The sequence below is a fragment of the Streptomyces sp. NPDC005863 genome (genome assembly GCF_042871345.1).
In the GTDB taxonomy this organism is placed as follows: domain Bacteria; phylum Actinomycetota; class Actinomycetes; order Streptomycetales; family Streptomycetaceae; genus Streptomyces.
On the sequence record NZ_JBIAII010000014.1, the window covers coordinates 123,859 to 142,002 of the forward strand.

Annotated in this window: 21 protein-coding genes; 14 read left to right on the forward strand and 7 right to left on the reverse strand. The window is 71.5% G+C overall.

What is annotated here, in order from left to right; all coding sequences use genetic code 11:
• Nucleotides 1-183: 183 nt before the first annotated feature.
• Complete coding sequence (locus tag ACFYO9_RS34530; protein ID WP_355815146.1) at nt 184-579, reverse strand: amidohydrolase family protein; 396 nt, start codon at nt 577-579, stop codon at nt 184-186.
• 154 nt (nt 580-733) lie between these two features.
• On the reverse strand, nt 734-1,192 hold the full coding sequence (locus ACFYO9_RS34535; RefSeq protein ID WP_355815149.1) for an Lrp/AsnC family transcriptional regulator: 459 nt from the start codon (nt 1,190-1,192) through the stop codon (nt 734-736).
• Between the two features lie 176 nt (nt 1,193-1,368).
• Between ACFYO9_RS34535 and ACFYO9_RS34540 the strand changes: the two genes are divergently transcribed.
• Genes ACFYO9_RS34540 through ACFYO9_RS34550 form a run of 3 tightly spaced genes read left to right on the forward strand, consistent with a single transcriptional unit; the run spans nt 1,369 to nt 3,179 of the window.
• Complete coding sequence (locus ACFYO9_RS34540; protein ID WP_355815300.1) at nt 1,369-2,001, forward strand: AzlC family ABC transporter permease; 633 nt, start codon at nt 1,369-1,371, stop codon at nt 1,999-2,001.
• On the forward strand, nt 1,994-2,323 hold the full coding sequence (locus tag ACFYO9_RS34545) for an AzlD domain-containing protein (RefSeq protein WP_355815152.1): 330 nt from the start codon (nt 1,994-1,996) through the stop codon (nt 2,321-2,323). The genes ACFYO9_RS34540 and ACFYO9_RS34545 overlap by 8 nt, the downstream gene beginning before the upstream one ends.
• A gap of 58 nt (nt 2,324-2,381) precedes the next feature.
• Nucleotides 2,382-3,179, forward strand: a complete 798-nt coding sequence (locus ACFYO9_RS34550; protein WP_355815154.1) for a thioesterase family protein — start codon at nt 2,382-2,384, stop codon at nt 3,177-3,179.
• A gap of 3 nt (nt 3,180-3,182) precedes the next feature.
• Here ACFYO9_RS34550 and ACFYO9_RS34555 read toward each other — a convergent pair whose 3' ends face one another.
• A complete protein-coding gene (locus ACFYO9_RS34555; protein ID WP_355815157.1) occupies nt 3,183-4,262 on the reverse strand; it encodes an aromatic acid exporter family protein in 1,080 nt (359 codons plus the stop codon).
• 282 nt (nt 4,263-4,544) lie between these two features.
• The gene (locus ACFYO9_RS34560) at nt 4,545-5,408 is read right to left on the reverse strand and encodes a SigB/SigF/SigG family RNA polymerase sigma factor (RefSeq protein WP_355815160.1); all 864 of its coding nucleotides are present in this window, start codon (nt 5,406-5,408) and stop codon (nt 4,545-4,547) included.
• Between the two features lie 177 nt (nt 5,409-5,585).
• Here ACFYO9_RS34560 and ACFYO9_RS34565 point away from each other — a divergent pair, with 177 nt between their 5' ends.
• Nucleotides 5,586-5,759: a CsbD family protein gene (locus ACFYO9_RS34565; protein WP_355815163.1), complete on the forward strand. Its 174-nt coding sequence runs from the start codon at nt 5,586-5,588 to the stop codon at nt 5,757-5,759.
• 106 nt (nt 5,760-5,865) lie between these two features.
• On the opposite strand, the gene ACFYO9_RS34570 is transcribed toward ACFYO9_RS34565, so the two are convergent.
• A complete protein-coding gene (locus ACFYO9_RS34570) occupies nt 5,866-6,396 on the reverse strand; it encodes a cupin domain-containing protein (protein ID WP_358779330.1) in 531 nt (176 codons plus the stop codon).
• Nucleotides 6,397-6,477: 81 nt separating this feature from the next.
• On the opposite strand from ACFYO9_RS34570, the gene ACFYO9_RS34575 reads away from it, so the two are divergent.
• The 6 genes from ACFYO9_RS34575 (at nt 6,478) to ACFYO9_RS34600 (ending at nt 11,530) form a co-directional block, all read left to right on the forward strand.
• Nucleotides 6,478-7,329, forward strand: a complete 852-nt coding sequence (locus ACFYO9_RS34575) for a LysR substrate-binding domain-containing protein (protein ID WP_358779331.1) — start codon at nt 6,478-6,480, stop codon at nt 7,327-7,329.
• A 54-nt stretch (nt 7,330-7,383) separates the two neighbouring features.
• Nucleotides 7,384-8,109 (forward strand): nucleotidyltransferase domain-containing protein, encoded by a 726-nt coding sequence (locus ACFYO9_RS34580; protein ID WP_358779332.1) that lies wholly within the window; start codon nt 7,384-7,386, stop codon nt 8,107-8,109.
• Nucleotides 8,110-8,328: 219 nt separating this feature from the next.
• On the forward strand, nt 8,329-9,291 hold the full coding sequence (locus ACFYO9_RS34585; RefSeq protein WP_358779333.1) for an LLM class F420-dependent oxidoreductase: 963 nt from the start codon (nt 8,329-8,331) through the stop codon (nt 9,289-9,291).
• The gene (locus tag ACFYO9_RS34590; protein ID WP_358779334.1) at nt 9,288-9,974 is read left to right on the forward strand and encodes an HAD family hydrolase; all 687 of its coding nucleotides are present in this window, start codon (nt 9,288-9,290) and stop codon (nt 9,972-9,974) included. Before ACFYO9_RS34585 ends, ACFYO9_RS34590 begins: the two co-directional genes overlap by 4 nt.
• A gap of 61 nt (nt 9,975-10,035) precedes the next feature.
• Nucleotides 10,036-10,944, forward strand: coding sequence for a non-homologous end-joining DNA ligase (gene ligD, locus ACFYO9_RS34595; RefSeq protein ID WP_358779335.1), 909 nt, complete (start codon nt 10,036-10,038; stop codon nt 10,942-10,944).
• A 19-nt stretch (nt 10,945-10,963) separates the two neighbouring features.
• Entirely contained in the window at nt 10,964-11,530 is a 567-nt protein-coding gene (locus ACFYO9_RS34600; RefSeq protein WP_358779336.1) for an isochorismatase family cysteine hydrolase, read from the forward strand.
• Between the two features lie 48 nt (nt 11,531-11,578).
• Here the strand turns inward: ACFYO9_RS34600 and ACFYO9_RS34605 are convergent, their stop codons facing one another.
• Nucleotides 11,579-12,679, reverse strand: a complete 1,101-nt coding sequence (locus ACFYO9_RS34605; RefSeq protein ID WP_358779337.1) for a Ku protein — start codon at nt 12,677-12,679, stop codon at nt 11,579-11,581.
• A 147-nt stretch (nt 12,680-12,826) separates the two neighbouring features.
• Nucleotides 12,827-13,618, reverse strand: coding sequence for a VOC family protein (locus tag ACFYO9_RS34610; RefSeq protein ID WP_355815188.1), 792 nt, complete (start codon nt 13,616-13,618; stop codon nt 12,827-12,829).
• A gap of 432 nt (nt 13,619-14,050) precedes the next feature.
• On the opposite strand from ACFYO9_RS34610, the gene ACFYO9_RS34615 reads away from it, so the two are divergent.
• The 4 genes from ACFYO9_RS34615 to ACFYO9_RS34630 all read left to right on the forward strand — a co-directional run bounded on the left by ACFYO9_RS34615 (nt 14,051) and on the right by ACFYO9_RS34630 (nt 18,126).
• Nucleotides 14,051-14,416, forward strand: coding sequence for a DUF6479 family protein (locus tag ACFYO9_RS34615; protein ID WP_355815190.1), 366 nt, complete (start codon nt 14,051-14,053; stop codon nt 14,414-14,416).
• A gap of 159 nt (nt 14,417-14,575) precedes the next feature.
• Nucleotides 14,576-15,760, forward strand: coding sequence for a zinc-dependent alcohol dehydrogenase (locus tag ACFYO9_RS34620; protein WP_358707873.1), 1,185 nt, complete (start codon nt 14,576-14,578; stop codon nt 15,758-15,760).
• A 22-nt stretch (nt 15,761-15,782) separates the two neighbouring features.
• Nucleotides 15,783-16,763 (forward strand): SDR family NAD(P)-dependent oxidoreductase, encoded by a 981-nt coding sequence (locus tag ACFYO9_RS34625; RefSeq protein ID WP_358779338.1) that lies wholly within the window; start codon nt 15,783-15,785, stop codon nt 16,761-16,763.
• A gap of 205 nt (nt 16,764-16,968) precedes the next feature.
• Nucleotides 16,969-18,126 (forward strand): hypothetical protein, encoded by a 1,158-nt coding sequence (locus tag ACFYO9_RS34630; protein WP_358779339.1) that lies wholly within the window; start codon nt 16,969-16,971, stop codon nt 18,124-18,126.
• Nucleotides 18,127-18,144: the final 18 nt, after the last annotated feature.

Below are 18,144 nucleotides of genomic sequence, written 5' to 3' on the forward strand. Positions count from 1 at the left end.
GGGGCGCGGGCCGCGCCCGGGGGGGGGGCCCGGGGGCGCGGCCCCGGCGGGGGGGGGGGGGGGGGGCGGCGGCGCACGGCCCGGCCGTCCGGGGGGCGAGGGTCGCGGCGAGGGACTCGGTGAGCAGGGTGACCACCGCGCGCGCCGGGTCGGGTGTGCGCCGGGGCCGCCTGGTGCTGACGTTCAGCATGCCCAGGTACCGGCCGTCCGCGGCGAACAGGCACTGGGCCACCCCGCCCTCGACTGCCCGCGCGGAGCGCGCCCGACCGTATCGCGCACCGCCCCCGCCACCTCCGCGATCGACGCCACGGCGGGGTGGCCGAGGTCGACGGAGAGCGGCGGCGACGCCATCCCGTAGGCGCATCCGTGCAGATGGGAGTCGTTGATGCCGGGAAGGAGCGTCGCGCCCCGCAGGTCGACGACGCGGGTGCCGGGCCCGATGAGCGGCGCGACGTCCTCCTGCACGCCGACGGCGACGATGACCCCGCCGGTCACCGCCAGGGCCGAGGTGACGGAGAACTCCGCGTCGACGGTGACCACCTGGCCGCCGACGAACACCAGATCCGCATACGTGTCCACAGAAGGGTCCTTTCGAAAACCGGGCGGGCCGGGCACGGCGCGGCCGCCCGCGGAACGATCTCCCGAGGACTATGTCGACGTACCCGGCCCCCGCACATCGGTCATCCCACCGATACGGCCGCGCTCCTGGGGGCGGGCCCCGGGGACGGGCACGTCAGCTGTCGTCCTTGATCTTCTTCATCGTGAGGTGCGACTCCAGGCGCAGGACGGCGGGCAGACCGCTGAGCTTGTCGGTGAGGAACGCCTCGTAGGTGGCGTGGTCGGAGACGGCGACGCGCAGGAAGTAGTCGGGGCGCCCGTACATCCGCCGGAACTCGATGACCTCCTCGTACGAGGACACCGTCTTCTCGAACGCGGTGACCGTCTTGCGGTCCTGCGCGTAGATCTCCACGTCGATGAGGACCTCCAACTCGCGGCCCAGCGCCACCGGGTCGACGACGGCCCGGTATCCGGCGATCACCCCCGCCTCCTCCAGGCGCTTGATCCTGCGCAGACACGGGGGAGGGGTCAGCCCCACCCGCTTGGCCAACTCGACGTTCGACAACCGCCCGTCACGACGGAGGTGAAACAAAATTTCGTGGTCCGTGGCATCGAGGCTGACTTCATTGCTCATACAGAGATCATAAGGTCACTATCGGCAACCAAATGAGGCGGCTTCTTTAATAAAATGTCGGCATGCGAATAAGCACCACCGCTGCCGCCGTCGAGGCCGCACCCACCCGATGTGAACCCCGGACGGCGGGCGAGGCCCGCGCCGCCCTCGGCGACTGCGCGTCGGTGGGCCTCGGCATGCTCCCGCTCGGCCTCGCTTTCGGCGCACTCGTCATCCAGTCCGGGCTCGACTGGTGGTGGGCGGCGCTGTCGTCCGCGCTCATCTACGGCGGCTCGTTCGAGTTCCTGCTGATCGGCATGGTCGCCGCCTGCGCGCCGCTGACCTCCGTCGCCGTGGCCGCCTTCCTCGTGAACGCCCGGCACATCTTCTACGCCCTGTCCTTCCCGCTCCACCGGGTCCAGGGGCGGTTCGCCAAGACGTACAGCACCTTCGCGCTCACCGACGAGGCGTACGCGCTGACCGCGTCCGAGCAGGCCAGGAGCCGGTCCGGCCGGCGCATCGTGTGGATGCAGTTCTTCATGCACCTGTACTGGGCGGGCAGCGCCACCGCGGGAGCGCTGCTCGGCTCCCTGATCCCGGACGGCGTCACCGGCCTGGACTTCGCCCTGACCGCCCTGTTCACCGTCCTCGCCCTGGACGCCGTGCGCGACCTGCGCGGCGACCTCCCCACGCCGCTCCTCGCGCTCGGCAGCGCCCTGGCCGCCCGGCTCCTCTTCCCCGGCGAGATGCTCCTGGCCGCCTTCGCCCTGTTCGCCGCGGGACTCCTGGCCCGCCACCGCACCACCGCCAAGAGGCCCGCCCATGTCTGACACCGGCTACGCCGTCGCCGCCGTCCTCGTCGCCGCCGCCGTCACCTGGGCCCTGCGCGCACTGCCGTTCGCCGCCCTCGCCCCGCTGCGCTCAAGCCCCACCGTGCGGTACCTCAGCACCCGCATGCCCGCGGGCGTCATGGTGATCCTGGTCGTCTACTGCCTGCGCGACACCCCCCTCACCCAGCCGCGCGCCATGGCTCCGGTCGCGGCCCTCGCGGTCACCGCAGGACTGCATCTGTGGCGCAGGAACGCCCTGTTGAGCATCCTCGCCGGCACGACCGTGCACGTCGTCCTGGCCAGCACCGTCTTCACGCACTGACGTCCGGCTTGATTCACTGACACCCGAGTCACACCGTTCCACCGGAGGTACGCACCCCTTGAACACCGGCAGCTATTTCCAGCCCATCGACGAGCACCGCTACAAGCCCACCGCGCACGCGAGCGGCGCCTGGAGCACCGACGAGCAGCACTTCAGCCCGCTCGGCGGCCTCCTCGTGCACGCCATCGAGCGCGACCGCGCCGCGCGGCCGGACACCGGCCTGCTGCTCTCCCGGATCAGCTTCGACATCCTCGGCCGGCTCGCCCTCGACGAGTGCGAGATCCGGGTGGAGACCGTCCGGCCCGGCCGCACCATCGAACTCGTCGAGGCCGTCGCCCTCATCGCCAGCCGGCCCGTCGTACGCGCCCGCGCCTGGCTGCTCGCCGCCGGCGACACCACCGCCGTGGCCGGCGGCGGCGCGGACCCGCTGCCCGCGCCCGAGACGCTCGCGCCGTGGGCGATGGACGACGTCTGGCCCGGCGGGTACGTCGCGTCCGTGGACGTCCGGCCGGTGGGAGCGCCGCAACCGGGCCGTACGACGGCGTGGATCTCCACCCCGCTCGACCTGGTCGCCGGGGAGCAGGCGGGCCCGCTCGCCTCCTACGTCGCACTCGTCGACACCGCGAACGGCATCGCCGTACGACAGCCGCCGACCGCCTGGATGTTCCCCAACGTCGACCTCACCCTCCACCTGCACCGGCAGCCCACGGGCCGGTGGACGGGACTCGACACCACCGTCACCTTCGGCCCCACCGGCCAGGGCATCACCAGCACCGTCCTGCACGACGTGACGGGGCAGGTGGGATACGCCCAGCAGATACTCACCGTCCGCCCCGCGGCACCGGCAGGCCCCTGACCGTCACTCGTCGGCGGTGTCCTGGAGGACGTCGCAGGTGTTCTGGAACTCCTCCATCAGACGGGTGGCCTCGACGACGAGGACGCCGTACGGGCGGGAGGCGTTGGCCAGCGGCAGGTCCTGGTCGCGCGCCGCGGTCAGCACCTTCTGCAGGGCCTCCTGGGCGGTGTTGGCCAGGCCGCACATCTGCTCCGCCTGTTCGGAGAGGGTGTCGCTGTCGATCTCCGCGACGACGTGGGCGATGTCGCGCAGCGTGCCGGCGAAGTCGGCGTAGGCCTCCAGGACGGGGGCGTACGAGTAGGTGTCCTCGGTGTCCTGCCAGCGGCTGAGGCTCCGGGTGAGCGAGGCCAGCTGGTAGACCGCGCGCTCCAGGGCCTCCAGGGACTGGCGGTAGCGGCTGAAGGTGAGATAGCCGCGGTGCTTGGGCAGCAGCCGGCGCGGGTTGAAGGGCAGGCTGCTCTCCGCCGCGTCCAGGCCGGCGCGGGCCTGCCCGACGGCGGACTGGGCGCGTGCCCCCGCCGCACGCCACTGCTCGGCGCGCTCGGCGTCGATGTCGCCGCTGCCCAGGCCGTCGGCCATGTCGTCGAGGAGGGACTCCATCTCGGCGGCGAGCTTGTGCAGGCCCTGTTCGGCGCTGCGGTAGCGCAGCGGGGGAGCGATGCACAGGTTGACGATCAGGCCGATGCCGCAGCCGATGCCGACGAGCAGGATGATCTGCCCGAGTTGCAGGGCCCGGTCGCCGTTGGTCGTGGCCGCCGCGTAGGTGGAGAAGGCGAAGAACGCCGCCGTGCCGATCTGCGACCGCTGTTCGCCGAGCGCCGACCACTGGCCGAGCGCCAGCGCGATGGCGGCGACCACGACGAAGGCGAACAGGTCGGGGCCCGCCGTGAAGCCGATCGCCGCCTGCACCGCCACCCCGAGGACGACCGCGGCGATGTAGCGCAGCGTCTGATACACCGAGCGGTGGATCGTGACGTTCATCGTCAGGACCGCGGAGAACGGCGCGAACGCGGGCGACTTCGCGTGCAGGAGATCCTGCGCGATCCACCACGCCAGCGTCGCGGCCAGCACGCTCTTTGCCACCAGAAGAACCGTGTTGCGTTCGTGCCCGGACGAACCCCACGCCCGCGCCAGCCACGTCCACCCGCTCCGTACCCGATTCACCACGCGCTCCGACTGCCCTCTCCGTGCCCGGCCCCGCGAGTCGTGGCCGGAGCACGACAGGTAACCACAACAAACACGTTGAAACAGGGAGGAAGCAGCTCTGTGCGGCCGGGGCGTCCGCGCGGGTCCGTGCGCGGGCATGAAGCTGCCCCCGTACCGCTCGGCACGGGGGCAGCGCTCAGTTTCTGCGGGGCGGGTGGGTCACTCGGTGGTCAGCAGGCCGGCACGGAGCTTGCCCACCATGCGGGAGATGAGCCGCGAGACGTGCATCTGCGAGCAGCCGAGGACATCGGCGATCTGCTGCTGGGTCTGCTCCTCGACGAAGCGGAGGTGGATCAGCATGCGGTCCCGCTCGTCGAGCTCCGCGATGAGCGGGGCGAGGGAGTGGAAGTTCTCGACGAGTTCGAAGGACTCCTCGTCGATGCCGATGAAGTCGGCCAGCATCGTGTCGGACTCGTCGTCCGCGCTGTTGACCGCGGCGTCCAGCGAGACGGCGTTGTAGCCGTTGGACGCCTTCATCGCCTCCGTGACCTCGGCCGGCTCCAGCTGCATGAGCTCCGCGAGCTCGGCCGTGGACGGCATGCGGCCCAGGCGGGTGCGCAGCTCCTCGGTGGCCTTGGAGAGCTCGATACGGGCTTCCTGCAGCCGGCGCGGCACATGGACGGCCCAGGAGGTGTCGCGGAAGAACCGCTTGATCTCACCGGTGATGTACGGGACGGCGAACGACGTGAACTCGACCTCGCGGGTCAGTTCGAACCGGTCGATCGCCTTGATCAGGCCGATGGTGCCGACCTGGACTATGTCCTCCATCTCCTGCTGGCCCCGGTGCTTGAACCGGGAGGCCGCGTACTGCACGAGTGAGAGGTTCATCTCGATCAAGCAGTTGCGAACGTACTGATACTCGTGCGTGCCTTCCTCGAGGTGGGTCAGGCGGTCGAACAACCGCTTGCCGACCTCTCGCGCGTCCTTGGGCGCGATGGAGGAGGGGTCCGTGTACGCGCGCTCGACGAGATCTTCCCCGGCCCTGGTGGTCTGGGCCTGTTCCCGCGCCGTCACGGTGATCATTGAGTCCCGCCCTTTCGATTCGAGCTTGGCTGATGTTCCCCGTTGGGCGCCGGTTACCCGCGAAACAGTCGACTACACCCGCCGATTTCGGATGCGATCCGCCATGTTTGCCGGGCGGTTGAGTGGCCACACGAACGAACAGCACATGATGTCGATGCCAAGGAGCGTGAGCGGACCATGAGCGCCAACGAGAAGGCGAAGGCCAAGGGCGAGCAGGCCAGCGGCGCCGCAGCAGAGGCGGCCGGCCGGGCCGTGGGCAACGAAAGTCTCACCGCCAAGGGCCGTGCGCAGCAGATGAAGGGCGACGCGCGGCAGGCGAAGGAGAAGACCAAGGACATCGGCAAGCACTGAGCGCGAGACCGCGAGAACGCTAGAACGCGAGACGCCGTTGGGGCGGCCCCTGTCCAGGGGCCGCCCCAACGGCGTTGCCGGGTACGGACGGGCGGTCTGCGGGGCGTCACGAAGAAGGTCGGACACCTGCGGCGGGCTCGGTGGCGAAGCGGCTCATCGCCTCGATGTTCGCCTCGGGGGTCAGGGGCCGCCCTTCGGACAGCGAGTCGCGCAGCTCCCGGAAGTACTGGACGTACAGGTCCGGCGTGAACGTGCTGAGCATCACGGCCGGTTGATCCGTCACGTTGGCGAACGTGTGCGGGGCGCCGGCCGGGACCATCACGAGTGTGCCCGGTGAGGCGTCGTGATCCGTTTCGCCGACGGTGAACCGCACTGTACCGGCGATGACGTAGAAGCCCTCGTCGTGCTGGGCGTGCCGGTGTTGGGGCGGCCCCGACGTGTGCGGCGCGATCACGGACTCGGCCATTCCCAGCCGGTGCCCGGTGTTGCTGCCGTCCTCCAGGACGCGCATGAGGGTGGTGCCGAGCACGATCCTCTCGCCGTCGTCAGGCCCGACGACGGACACGGCGGGGTCGGCGGGCGGCGCTGCGTCGGTCTTGGTGGCTCCATCGGCCGTGGTGCTGACTTCGTCGCTCATGTCCTTGATTCCAGCGCGGGTGCCGGGCCCCCGTCCAAGACCTCTTCCGTGCCCTCGATACCGCATCGGTATCGTGGCGGCATGGAGCTCCGTGTGCTGCAGTACTTCGTGGCGGTCGCCGAGGAACTGCACTTCGGCAGAGCGGCCACCCGGCTGCACATGAGCCAGCCGCCGCTGAGCCGGGCGATCAAGCGGCTGGAGGCCGAGCTCGGCGCCACGCTCTTCGACCGCTCCTCCGCCGGCGTCGCGCTCACCGCTGTGGGCGCCGTCCTGCTGGACGAGGCGCGCGACCTGCTCGACCGCGCCGACCGGGCCCGGGTACGGGTGAGCGCCGCGGCCGGTACCGCGACCCTCACCGTCGGCCTGCTCGCCGGGGGCGCCGACCGGCACGCGGCCCGGCTGGCCGACGCCTATCGCCGGCGGCACCCGGACGTGGAGGTGCGGATCCGCGAGACCGACCTGACCGACCCCACCTGCGGTCTGCACGCGGGGTCGGTCGACGTCTCGCTGACCCGGGGGCCGTTCGACGAGACCGGCCTGACCGTGCGCGAACTGCGCGCCGACCCGGTGGGGGCGCTGCTGCGCGCCGACGACCCGCTGGCGGGCCGCGCCACCCTGACGCTGGCCGACGTGGCCGACCGCCGCTGGTTCGTGTTCCCGGAGGGCACCGACCCCCGTTGGCAGTCGTACTGGAACGGCGGACAGCCTCGTACGGGTCCGGTGGTGCGGGCGGTGCAGGAGTGCCGGGAGGCGGTCCGGTGGAACGGCACGGTCGGCATGACGCTCCTGGACGACGAGCCGGCACAGGGGCTCACGGTGGTGCCGCTGACCGACATGGAGCCGAGCCGCGCGGTGGTGGCGTGGAGCGCGGCCGACACCAACCCCCTGGTCCGCTCGTTCGTCCGCACGGCGATCACGACGTACCGAACCTGAAGATCCCGCCCGCGGCCCTCGACGGCTCCGCGGCCGTTGGCACGATGGGTGCCCATGACTGACCGAGAAAGCCCCGCCGCTCAGGCGCTCCGCCTGGTCACCACCCTCTTTCCGCACGCCGTGGGCGCCACGCTCGGCGGCTCGGCGGCCCAGGGGCGCGCCACGCCGACGAGCGACCTCGACGTGGCCGTACTCCTGCCGGACACGGACACGAGCCGACGGGAAGTGATCCGCCACGAAGGCCGGTTGGTGGAACTGTTCCTCAACACCGTCGCGGACATCCCGGAGTTCTTCGCCTGGGACCGCGCCCGCCGCCGCGGCACCGTACTGTTCGTCTACGACCAGGGGCTGACCCTGATGGACCCGCACGGTCACCTCGCCCGTACCCGCGAACAGGCCAGGGCCGTGCTCGCCGCCGGACCGCCCCCGCTGCTCCCCGCGGAACGGGAGCGGGGCCGTTACAGCCTCACCTGCTACCTGGACGACCTGGTGGACACCCCGCCGGATGAGCCGTACGAACAGCTCGTCCTCGCCGACTTCACCCTGCGTGAGGCCGCGCACCTGCTCACCGCTCACCACCGCGCCTGGACCGGCATCGGCAAGTGGCTGCCCCGGCGGCTCCTCGCCGCGGACCCGGTGCGCGGCCGGGCCCTGCTGGACGGTCACCAGGCCGTCGCCGCGCACGCCGACCCCGCACCGCTGGCCGCCGCGGCCGGGCAGGTGCTCGATCTGTACGGGGGACCGCTGCGCGAGGGATACGCCCAGCCCTGGCGCCCCTGACCTGCGCGCATCGGAAGAAGCGCCGCCCCGTGTGACGCGAGGGACGTGGGGGTACCCGCTGCCTGCGAGCGCGCGGCCGCCGTTCACCCATCGGGTCCGCCCGGTGTGTGGCGCGCCGCGCAGTACGTGAACCTGTGAAAGGGATTACGTGAACCTGTGAAAGGGATCCCCACGGACCCATATGGCCCCACGGACCCATATGAAGGAGCGCCACGCGCGATGACCGTCTACGGATACTTCCTGTCGTGCGAGGAGTTCGGCCCCGCCGAGCTGCTCGCACAGGCCAGGGCGGCCGAGCAGGCCGGGTTCGAGATGCTCGCCATCTCCGACCACTACCACCCCTGGAACGACGAGCAGGGCCAGAGCCCCTTCGTGTGGTCGATGATCGGCGCGCTCTCGCAGGCCTGCTCGCTGCCGGTGACGACGCTGGTCACCTGCCCCACCATCCGTATGCACCCCGCGGTCAACGCGCAGGCCGCGGCGACCTCCGCCGTGCTGACCCAGGGCCGGTTCCGGTTCGGCGTGGGCACCGGCGAGGCGCTCAACGAACACGTGCTGGGCGACCGCTGGCCCGACGCCGAGGTGCGGATGGAGATGCTGGAGGAGGCCGTCCAGGTCATCCGGCAGCTCTTCACGGGCGAACAGGTCACCCACCGCGGCCGCCACTACACCGTGGAGAACGCCCGGCTCTACACCGTCCCGGACGAGCCGGTACCGATCCACGTCTCCGGCTTCGGCCCACGGGCCGCCGCACTGGCCGGCCGGATCGGGGACGGCTTCGTGACGATGACGCCCGACAGCGACCTGGTGGAACAGTTCCGCAGGGCGGGCGGCGGGGGCAAGCCGGTGATCGGAGGGCTCAAGGTGTGCTGGGGCCCCGACCGTGAGCAGGCCGTCGACACGGCGCACCGGCTGTGGCCGACCGACCATCTGCCGGGAGAGCTGGGACAGCTCCTGCCGACACCGAAACACTTCGAGCAGGCGAGCGAGCTGGTCACACGGGACATGATCAGCTCCGCCGTGACCTGCGGCGACGACGTGGAGGAGCATGTGAAAGCGGTACGCGCCTACGCCGAGGCGGGATTCGACGAGGTGTACGTCAACCAGATCGGACCCGACCAGCAGGGCTTCTTCGACTTCTACCGGACCAGCGTCCTGCCCCGGCTCCGGAGCGGCTCGTGAGCGCCCGGCGCGCCGGCCGCGCGGCGCTCTTCGACGTCGACGGGACGCTCGTCGACACCAATCACCTGCACGTGACGACCTGGTGGGAGGCGTTCCGCCAGGCCGGCCACCGGGTCTCCACGCACGCCATCCACCGGTCCATCGGCCTCGGCTCGACCGACCTCATCGAGCACCTGCTCGGCGAGGACAGGGACACGGACCAGGACGAGCAGATCAGCTCCGCCCACAAGGCGCTGTACGGCGCCTACTCCGATCGTCTGGCGCCCCTCGACGGCGCGCACGACCTGCTGCACGCGCTGGCGGGCCGGGGCTGGCGCACCGTCCTCGCCACCTCCGCGGGCGGCCGGGAGCTCGACGCGCTGCGCCGCGCGATCGACGCGGACGAGGTGATCGTGGGGACGGCGAGCGCGGACGACGTGGCCGACGGCAAACCGGCACCCGACCCGGTCCACCGGGCGCTGGAGCTGGCCGAGGTGGCCGCCGACGACGCGGTGTTCGTCGGGGACACGGTCTGGGACATGCAGGCCGCGGTGCGCGCCGGGGTCCGTCCCGTGGCGCTGCTGTCCGGCGGCATCCCGCGGGCCGAGCTGACGGAGGCGGGCGCGGAGGCGGTCTACCGGGACCCGGCCGACCTGCTCGCACGGCTCGACGACAGCGTCTTCGCCCGGCTGGAGGAGCGCTGAGCGAGGGGCGGACCACGCCCGGGACGACCACGGACACCACCGGCACGAAGGAGACGGCCGCATGAGCCCCACCCAGGAGCTGCGGGTCGGCCGACGCACGGTCGAGATGAAGCGGGCCGACAAGGAGCTGTTCCCCGGGGACGGCATCACCAAGGCCGACCTCGCCGAGTACTACCGGCGCGTGGCACCGCGCATGCTGCCCGAGCTGCGCGGCAGGCCGCTGATGCTGGAGCGGATGCCGGACGGGATCGACGGGAGCCGCTTCTACCAGAAGGAGATCTCCGACTACTTCCCCGACTGGATCCACCGCGCGTCGGTGGCCAAGGAGGACGGCGAGGTCACGCACGTGCTGTGCGACGACACGGCGACCCTGGTGTATCTCGCGAGCCAGGCCTGCATCACCCCGCACCGCTGGCTGAGCCGCGCGGACCGGCCGCGCCGTCCCGACCGCCTGGTGTTCGACCTCGACCCGTCCGGCGACGACTTCGAGGGGGTACGGAGCGCTGCCCACCGCCTGCGCACGCTGCTCGACGAGCTGGAGCTGGCCTCGGGCCTGATGACCACCGGCTCACGCGGCCTGCACGTCGTCGTACCGCTGAACCGGCGCGACGACGTCGACGACGTCCTCGCCTTCGCCCGTGCCGCCGCGGACGTGCTGGCGTCCCGGTACCCGAAGGAGCTGACGACCGAGCCGCGCAAGGACGCCCGCAAGGGACGCCTTTACCTGGACGTCGCGCGCAACGGATACGCCCAGACCGCGGTCGCCCCGTTCGCCGTACGGACCAAGCCCGGCGCCCCCGTCGCCGTACCGCTGGCCTGGGACGAGCTGGACGCGCCGGAGCTGACGGCCCGCCGCTGGACGGTGACCGACCTCGGCGACCGGCTCGACACCGACCCCTGGTCGGGGCTCGCCCGCCGGGCGCGCGGGGTGGGCCCGGCGTCCCGGAGGCTGGAGCGCCTGGCGGCGTGAACGGAGTGACCATAGAGGCATGAGCGAAAACGGCATGAGCGAGAAAGGCGCGAGCGAGAGCGCGGTCATCGTCATCGACATGATCAACACGTACGAACACGAGGACGCGGACGTGCTCCTGCCCGCCGTCCGCGAGATCGTGTCGCCCATGGTCGGGCTGCTGAAACGGGCCAGGGCCGCGGAGATCCCGGTGATCTACGCCAACGACAACTTCGGCGAGTGGCGCTCGCACCACGGGGAGCTCGTCGACACCGCGCTGTCGGGCCCGCACGCCGACCTGATCGAGCCGATCCGGCCCGACGGCGACTCCCTGTTCGTGGTCAAGGCGCGGCACTCGATCTTCTACGAGACGCCCCTGTCGTACCTCCTGTCCCAGCTGGGCGTGCGGCGCGTGATCCTGTGCGGCCAGGTCACCGAGCAGTGCGTGCTCTACTCGGCGCTGGACGCCCACATCCGGCATCTGGACGTGGTCGTCGCCGAGGACGCCGTCGCGTCCATCGACGCCGAACTGGCGGACGCGGCACTGCGGATGATGCGGCGCAACATGGACGCGGAGGTCGCGGCCGTGGAGCACATCGAGTGGTGAGAGCCTGAATTCGCGTGGTGAGAGCCTGAGCGCGGGTCGCCTCGGGCCTCAGGACGTGGCCTTGTGCCGCCGTCCGTCGCGCAGGGCGTCGACGAGCTCGTCCCGGTTCATGCCGGAGCGGCCAGGAACCCCGGCCTCGGTGGCCCGTTCGTAGAGCTCGGCCTTGGTGAGCGTGTCGAGCGACCGCCCTTGCGCGCTCTTCTTGCGGCCCTTGGAACCGCCGCCCCTGGCCCGGCGCTTGGCGGCGGCGTCACTGATGTGCGTGGGCGGCCTGACGTCGTCGGAGGACGCCTTCTTGCCGCTGTCCTTCTTGCCACCGTCCCTCTTGCTGTCACCGCTCTTGCTGTCGTTCTTCTTGCCGCCGCCCGACGGCTTCTTCGCCCGGTCGACGCTCGCCTGCAACGCGTCCATGAGGTCGACGACGTTCGTGGACTCGGCCGGGGGCTCCGCCTTCTCGACCGACTCACCGGTCCGTTTGGCCTCGATGAGCGCGGCCACCTGCTCCTGGTAGGTGTCGTGGAACTCCTCGGGGTTCCACTCGATGTGCAGGGTGTCCACGAGCTGCCGCGCCATCTTCAGCTCGCGGTCGGTGACCTTCGTCTGCTTCGGCAGATCGTCGATCTCCTTGCGCGGGTCACGGATCTCGTCCGCCCAGTGCAGGGTGTGCAGCGTCAGCAGCCCGTCCTCGGCCCGCAACGCGACGAGGTACTGGTGGTTGCGCATCACGAAGGTGGCGATGCCGGCCCGGTCCGCCTCGGAGAGGGCCTTCTCCAGCAAGGCGTAGATCTTGGTGTACTCCTTGCCCTTCGGACCGAGGTAGTACGTCTTGTCGAAGAAGATCGGCTCGACGTCCGCCAGGTCGACGAAGCCGGTGATCTCCACCGACTTGGAGCGGCCGGGCGCGATGTCGTCCAGCTCGTCCGGTTCCACCAGGACGTACTCGTCACCGGCGTCGTACGCCTTGACGATCTCGTCGTAGGGGACCTCCTCGCCGGTCCGCTCGTTCACCCGTTTGTTGCGGACCCGATCGGACGTACCGCGCTGCAGCTGGTGGAAGCGGATGGTGTGGCTGTCCGTGGCGGTGAACATCTGGACGGGCAGCGACACGAGGCCGAAGGTCACGGTTCCGCTCCACACTGGACGCGCCATGCCGGTGCCACCCTTTCCCGTCACTCCCCGTGTCACCGCGGGGACTCTTGGCCTCTCCCCATGGCACCCCGGAGAGCGGCCCGGCGCATCCCGGGCCGGTCCGTTCCGCTCACCGGCCCGCGCGGCTCACCGGCCTACGCAGCTCACCTACCGCGCGTTCACCACGAAGAGCGCCCCGTCCGGGTCCCTCAGGACCGCCTCGGCCGAGCCCTCGTCGCGGAGCAGGACGCTGCCGCCGTGGGCGCGCGCGGCGCTGGCGCAGGCGTCCACGTCGGCGACCGTGAAATGGATCTGCCAGCGCGGGCGGATCGTGGGGTCGGGCGCGGAGTCCACCGCGCCGGAGTGGATGCGGGCCACCACGTCCCCCATGCTGCGCAGGACGACCTCCTCGTCCTCGTAGTCGACCTCGCACGCGCCCGGCTCCGAGGTCGCCCAGCGCAGCACCTCGCCGTAGAAGATGGCCGCGTCGAAGGCGTTACGGGTGTGCAGCTCGGCGAAGGTCGGCGCCGCGGCGCGCCACTTCTCCCAGCCGACCACCAGCTCGCCCTCCCAGATGCCGAAGACCGCGCCGTCCCGGTCGGCCAGCAGCGCCGCCCGGCCCGGCGGGAAGGAGATCGGGCCCACGGCCGTCGTCCCGCCGCGCTCGTGGCTGCGGGAGACCGTCTCGTTCGCGCTCGCCACGGCGAAGTAGGGGGTCCAGGCGACGGTCATCTGCCCGAGGCTGTCCATGGCGGAGACGCCCGCGACGGGCACCCCGTTCACGCTCGCGAACCGGTACTGGTCGCCCAGCCTGCCCTCGCGCCACGTCCAGCCGAGCACCGCCTCGTAGAACCGCTCCGCGGTCGGCAGGTCGCGTGCGGTCAGACTCACCCAGCAGGGCGCGCCATGGACCGAATCCGTGGCCGTGACCTCGCGTGCGACTGCTCCGTGGCTGTTCATCTTCGTACCGTCCTGGGGTATCCGTGCCGTACTGCCGCCGGGGAGGCCCGCGGGTCCGTCATCGTGGCGGGTCAGGGGGAGGGGGAAGAGGTGGGGAACGGGGAGGGCTCGGGGCCCGGGTCCGGCGTGGGATCGGGGCCGGGGGTAGGGACGGGGCCCGGCCCGGGGCGCGGGGGCGGTCCGCCCGGGCCGGGACCGGGCGTCGGTGCGGGGCGGGTGTCGGGGTCGGGCGGGACAGGCACGCTCATGAGGCTCTTCCTCTCGACGACGTCACCCGGGCAGCACGCGGGCAGGTCCGCGCGCGGGTCTCCTCATGGTCTCCGTGATCGCTCCCGTGCGCGAGCGCGCGCCATGAAACGGTATGGACCAGTTTATTCCAATCCGTTTTGGGGTTTTTGTCGCTTATATTTCGGGTAGTCGAATCTCATGATCATGGCAAGCGGCGAACTGTACGTCCTGGCTGCTTCCGGTGCGGAACTCGGGGCGATCGGCGCCTTCATCGGCGGACTGATCCTCGTGGGCGCGCTGCTGTGGGCCTTCTGGCTCGGCAAGCGGGTCCGCCAGCGCGAGTCAGCGCCGCCGCGCGCGGACGAGCAGCCCAAGATGCCCGAGTCCGGTCCCGTCCACGAGATCCGGGAGATGCGCGAGCCGGACGAGGTGCCGCACGCCCACGACGAGAGCGAGCGGCTGCGGCCGGAGAACATGCACCCGGGCGACAAGCGCAGCGACGACCAGGACCCGCGGCGCTGGAAGCCGGGCTCCAGCGGCTCCTTCGGAAGCGGCGGGCCAGGGGCGTAGGACCGCCATGGGCGCGGGCCAGGGGCGTGACACCGCCACTGGCAGGCCAGGGCGTGACACCGCCCGATTTCACGCTGTCCGCCACGACCATGCATGGCGGCCCACTCGGGGGACACCCGTGACGAGTCCGGCGCCACAGCTACGGAAGGAACACCCGAGATGCGTGCACTCACCTGGCACGGCAAGCGAGACGTCCGCGTGGACACCGTCCCCGATCCGCAACTGAAGGACGCCACCGACATCATCGTGCGGGTGACGTCCAGCGGTATCTGCGGATCCGACCTGCATCTGTACGAGGTGCTCGGCCCCTACCTCGACCCGGGCGACATCCTCGGCCACGAACCCATGGGCATCGTGGAAGAGGTCGGCGCGGACGTCACCGAGCTCTCCGTGGGCGACCGGGTCGTCGTGCCGTTCAACATCTCCTGCGGGCACTGCTTCATGTGCGACCGGGGCCTGCAGTCGCAGTGCGAGACCACCCAGGTCAAGGAGCGCGGATCGGGCGCCGCGCTCTTCGGGTTCAGCAAGCTCTACGGCCAGGTCCCCGGCGGCCAGGCGGAGTTCCTGCGGGTGCCGTTCGGCAACACGCTGCCCATCAAGGTGCCCTCGGGCCCGGCGGACGACCGCTTCGTCTTCCTCTCCGACGTGCTGCCGACCGCCTGGCAGGCCGTGGAGTACGCCGACATCCCGCAGGGCGGCACCGTGACCGTCCTGGGCCTCGGCCCGATCGGCGCCATGGCCGCCCGCATCGCGCTGCACCGGGGCGCGAGCCTCGTCGTGGGCGTCGACCTGGTGCCCGAACGGCTGAGCCGCGCCCACGCGGACGGCGTCAAGGCGCTCGACCTGCGCCGGCACGGCAAGGACCTCGGGGACGTCATCCGGGACCTGACCGACGGCCGCGGCACGGACGCCGTCATCGACGCCGTGGGCATGGAGGCGCACGGCGCGCCGGTGGCCAAGGCCGCCCAGTGGGGCGTGGGCCTGCTGCCCGACGCGCTGGCCGAGAAGCTCATGGACCGGGTCGCCGTCGACCGGCTCAACGCCCTCTACTCGGCGATCGACATCGTCCGGCGCGGGGGCACGGTCTCCGTCATCGGCGTCTACGGCGGCGCGATCGACCCGATGCCGGTCCTGACGATGTTCGACAAGCAGATCCAGCTGCGCATGGGCCAGGCCAACGTGAAGAACTGGGTGGACGACATCCTGCCGCTCCTCACGGACGAGGACCCGCTCGGCGTCGACGGCTTCGCCACCCACCACATGTCGCTGGAGGACGCCCCCGAGGCGTACCGGATGTTCCAGGACAAGGAAGACGGGATGATCAAGACGCTGCTCAGGCCCTGAGCGGAAGGGACGTCAGACGATCATGCCGCACTCCACCGAGTCACTCACCGGAGCGACCGCACTGGTCACCGGCGGCTCCCGGGGCCTCGGCCTCCTCATGGCCGACCGGCTCGCCGCCCGGGGCGCCACGGTGGTCGTCGCCGCCCGCGACGCCGACGAACTCGCCGCCGCGCAGCAGAAGCTGCGGCACCGCAACCCCGACGTCGACATCCACACGGCGGTGTGCGACGTACGGGACCAGGAGTCCGTCCACCACATGTTCAAGGCCGCCCACGACAGCTGCGGCGGCCCCGACCTCGTCATCGCCAACGCCGGGATCATCCAGGTGGCCCTGGTCGAGGCCATCGGGGCCGCCGAGTTCCGGGATGCCATGGACACCCTGTTCATGGGGGCCGTGCACACCTCCCTGGAGGCGCTCCCGTACCTCCGGGAGAGCGAGTGGGGCGGCCGCCTCGGGCTGATCTCGTCGGTGGGCGGCCTGCTGGGCGTCCCGCATCTGCTGCCCTACGCGAGCGCCAAGGCCGCGACCGGCATCCTGGCCGAGGGGCTGAACGCCGAGGCGGGCCCCACCGGGGTGAGCGTCACCGCGGTCTATCCCGGGCTGATGCGCACCGGCTCGCACCTGCACGCGCAGTTCGGCGGGGACCGCGGCAGCGAGTACGGCTGGTTCTCCGCCGCCGCGGGCGCGCCCGTCGTCTCGATGAACGCGCAGCGTGCGGCCGAGCGCATCGTCAAGGCTGTGGTCCGCCGCCGCACCCGGCTGGTCCTGACGCCCCTGGCCCGTGCCGCGGACCTGGCCCACGGGGTGGCGCCGACGGCCACGACCCGGCTCAACGGCGTCCTGGCGCGCCTGCTGCCCGGGGCGCCCGGCGGCAGGCGGGGCATGCGGCGCGGGGCGGACGTCGAACCGCCCCACGGCGCCGTGAGCGGCAGGTTCCAGGCGTGGGGGAGCGCGATGAACGAGACGGCCGCCGACGCGTACAACGCTCGCCGCCGGACGTGAGGCGGGGCGCCGGCGTCGGGGCTCCCGGTGCCGGTCCCTCGCCCCGGGAACGGGTGTTTCTCCCACCTGATACGCGTCACCGCTGGTCAGAAGCGTGTTGTGACTGAACGGGCCGATCACGGGCAGGTCAATGGGACGGTACCGCTTCCTTTGACAGGGGTACGAGCCATACTGGTCGGGCCCTGATCACTCACAGAACGACTCCATGACCAAGAACAGCACCCCCACCGCCACTGTCCCCGACACCGTGTGGCTCGCGCGCGGCAGCCATCTCGGACCCGAACCCGAGCAGGACGTCCGGCGCAACCTGATCGCCCTCAAGGCGGCCGGGGTGCTCGACGACTTCCTGGACCTCGACCCCGTCGAGGCGGCCCGCTCCACTGTCCTGTACCCACGGGACGAGACGGCCGACCCGGGCCCGACCGCGCGCCGCCTCTTCGAGGCCCGCTGGCGGGTCGCCGACGACATCACGGTGCGCGCCCAGCTGATCACGTACGACCCCGGGACCCGCCGCAAGGACGGCGAGGGGGTCAACTGGATCCTCGCCGCCGAGGCGGAGGGCGCGTGGGACATGCGCTGGCCCTCGCCCGCCACCATGTTCTGGCCCGACAGCGACCGCATCCCCTGGGACCACGACGCGGTCCCGGGCGTGCGCCTGCGCTCGGCGAACCAGCTGCCGAAGGACGACGACGAACTGCGCCACCGGCTGCGCGACTGCATCCGGCAGAGCTGGTTCATCCACGTCGTGGTGCACGAGGCGATGACGCCGGACGCCAAGGGGCAGCAGCCCGTCTCCGTGTACCTGCCGCCCAGCCTGCGGCACCAGATCGTGGAGCACCGGGGCACTCCGGAGCAGGCGCAGATCGTCGACTTCGCGATGAAGCGGGAGCTCGGCGCGCGGATGCCGCGCGGCGGCGGCGTCGTGCTGCCCACGGAACCGAAACTCCCGGAGTACGACGCGGACCGCTTCACGGTGCGCAGCGTCTTCCTCGACGGCTCGGAGCCGACCGAACTCCTCGACCGGGTCAGGGAGTTCGCCGCGCTGCCGCGGCCGATGGACGAGGAGGCCGAGCGGGCCATCGCGCGGCTGCGCCAGGGCTGGCACCTTCTCACCCCGGAGGAGGAGCTGGCGCACGCCCAGGGCATGGTCATCCGGTACGCCGAGGCGCTGGAGGCGATGACGAACTCCTGCGACCTGTACCGGGAGGCGGCCGAGGCCGCGCAGGCGGCGCTCGCCGAGGCGACGGGCGGAGGCGGGGTACGCATCCCGGGGCCGCTCAAGCCGGCGGCGCCGAAGACGGACGGCTCGCTCCTGAACAGCCTCACGAAGACGTTCGGCCGCTTCCGGGACCCGAACAAGTAGGACCCGGCGCTCCCCGGC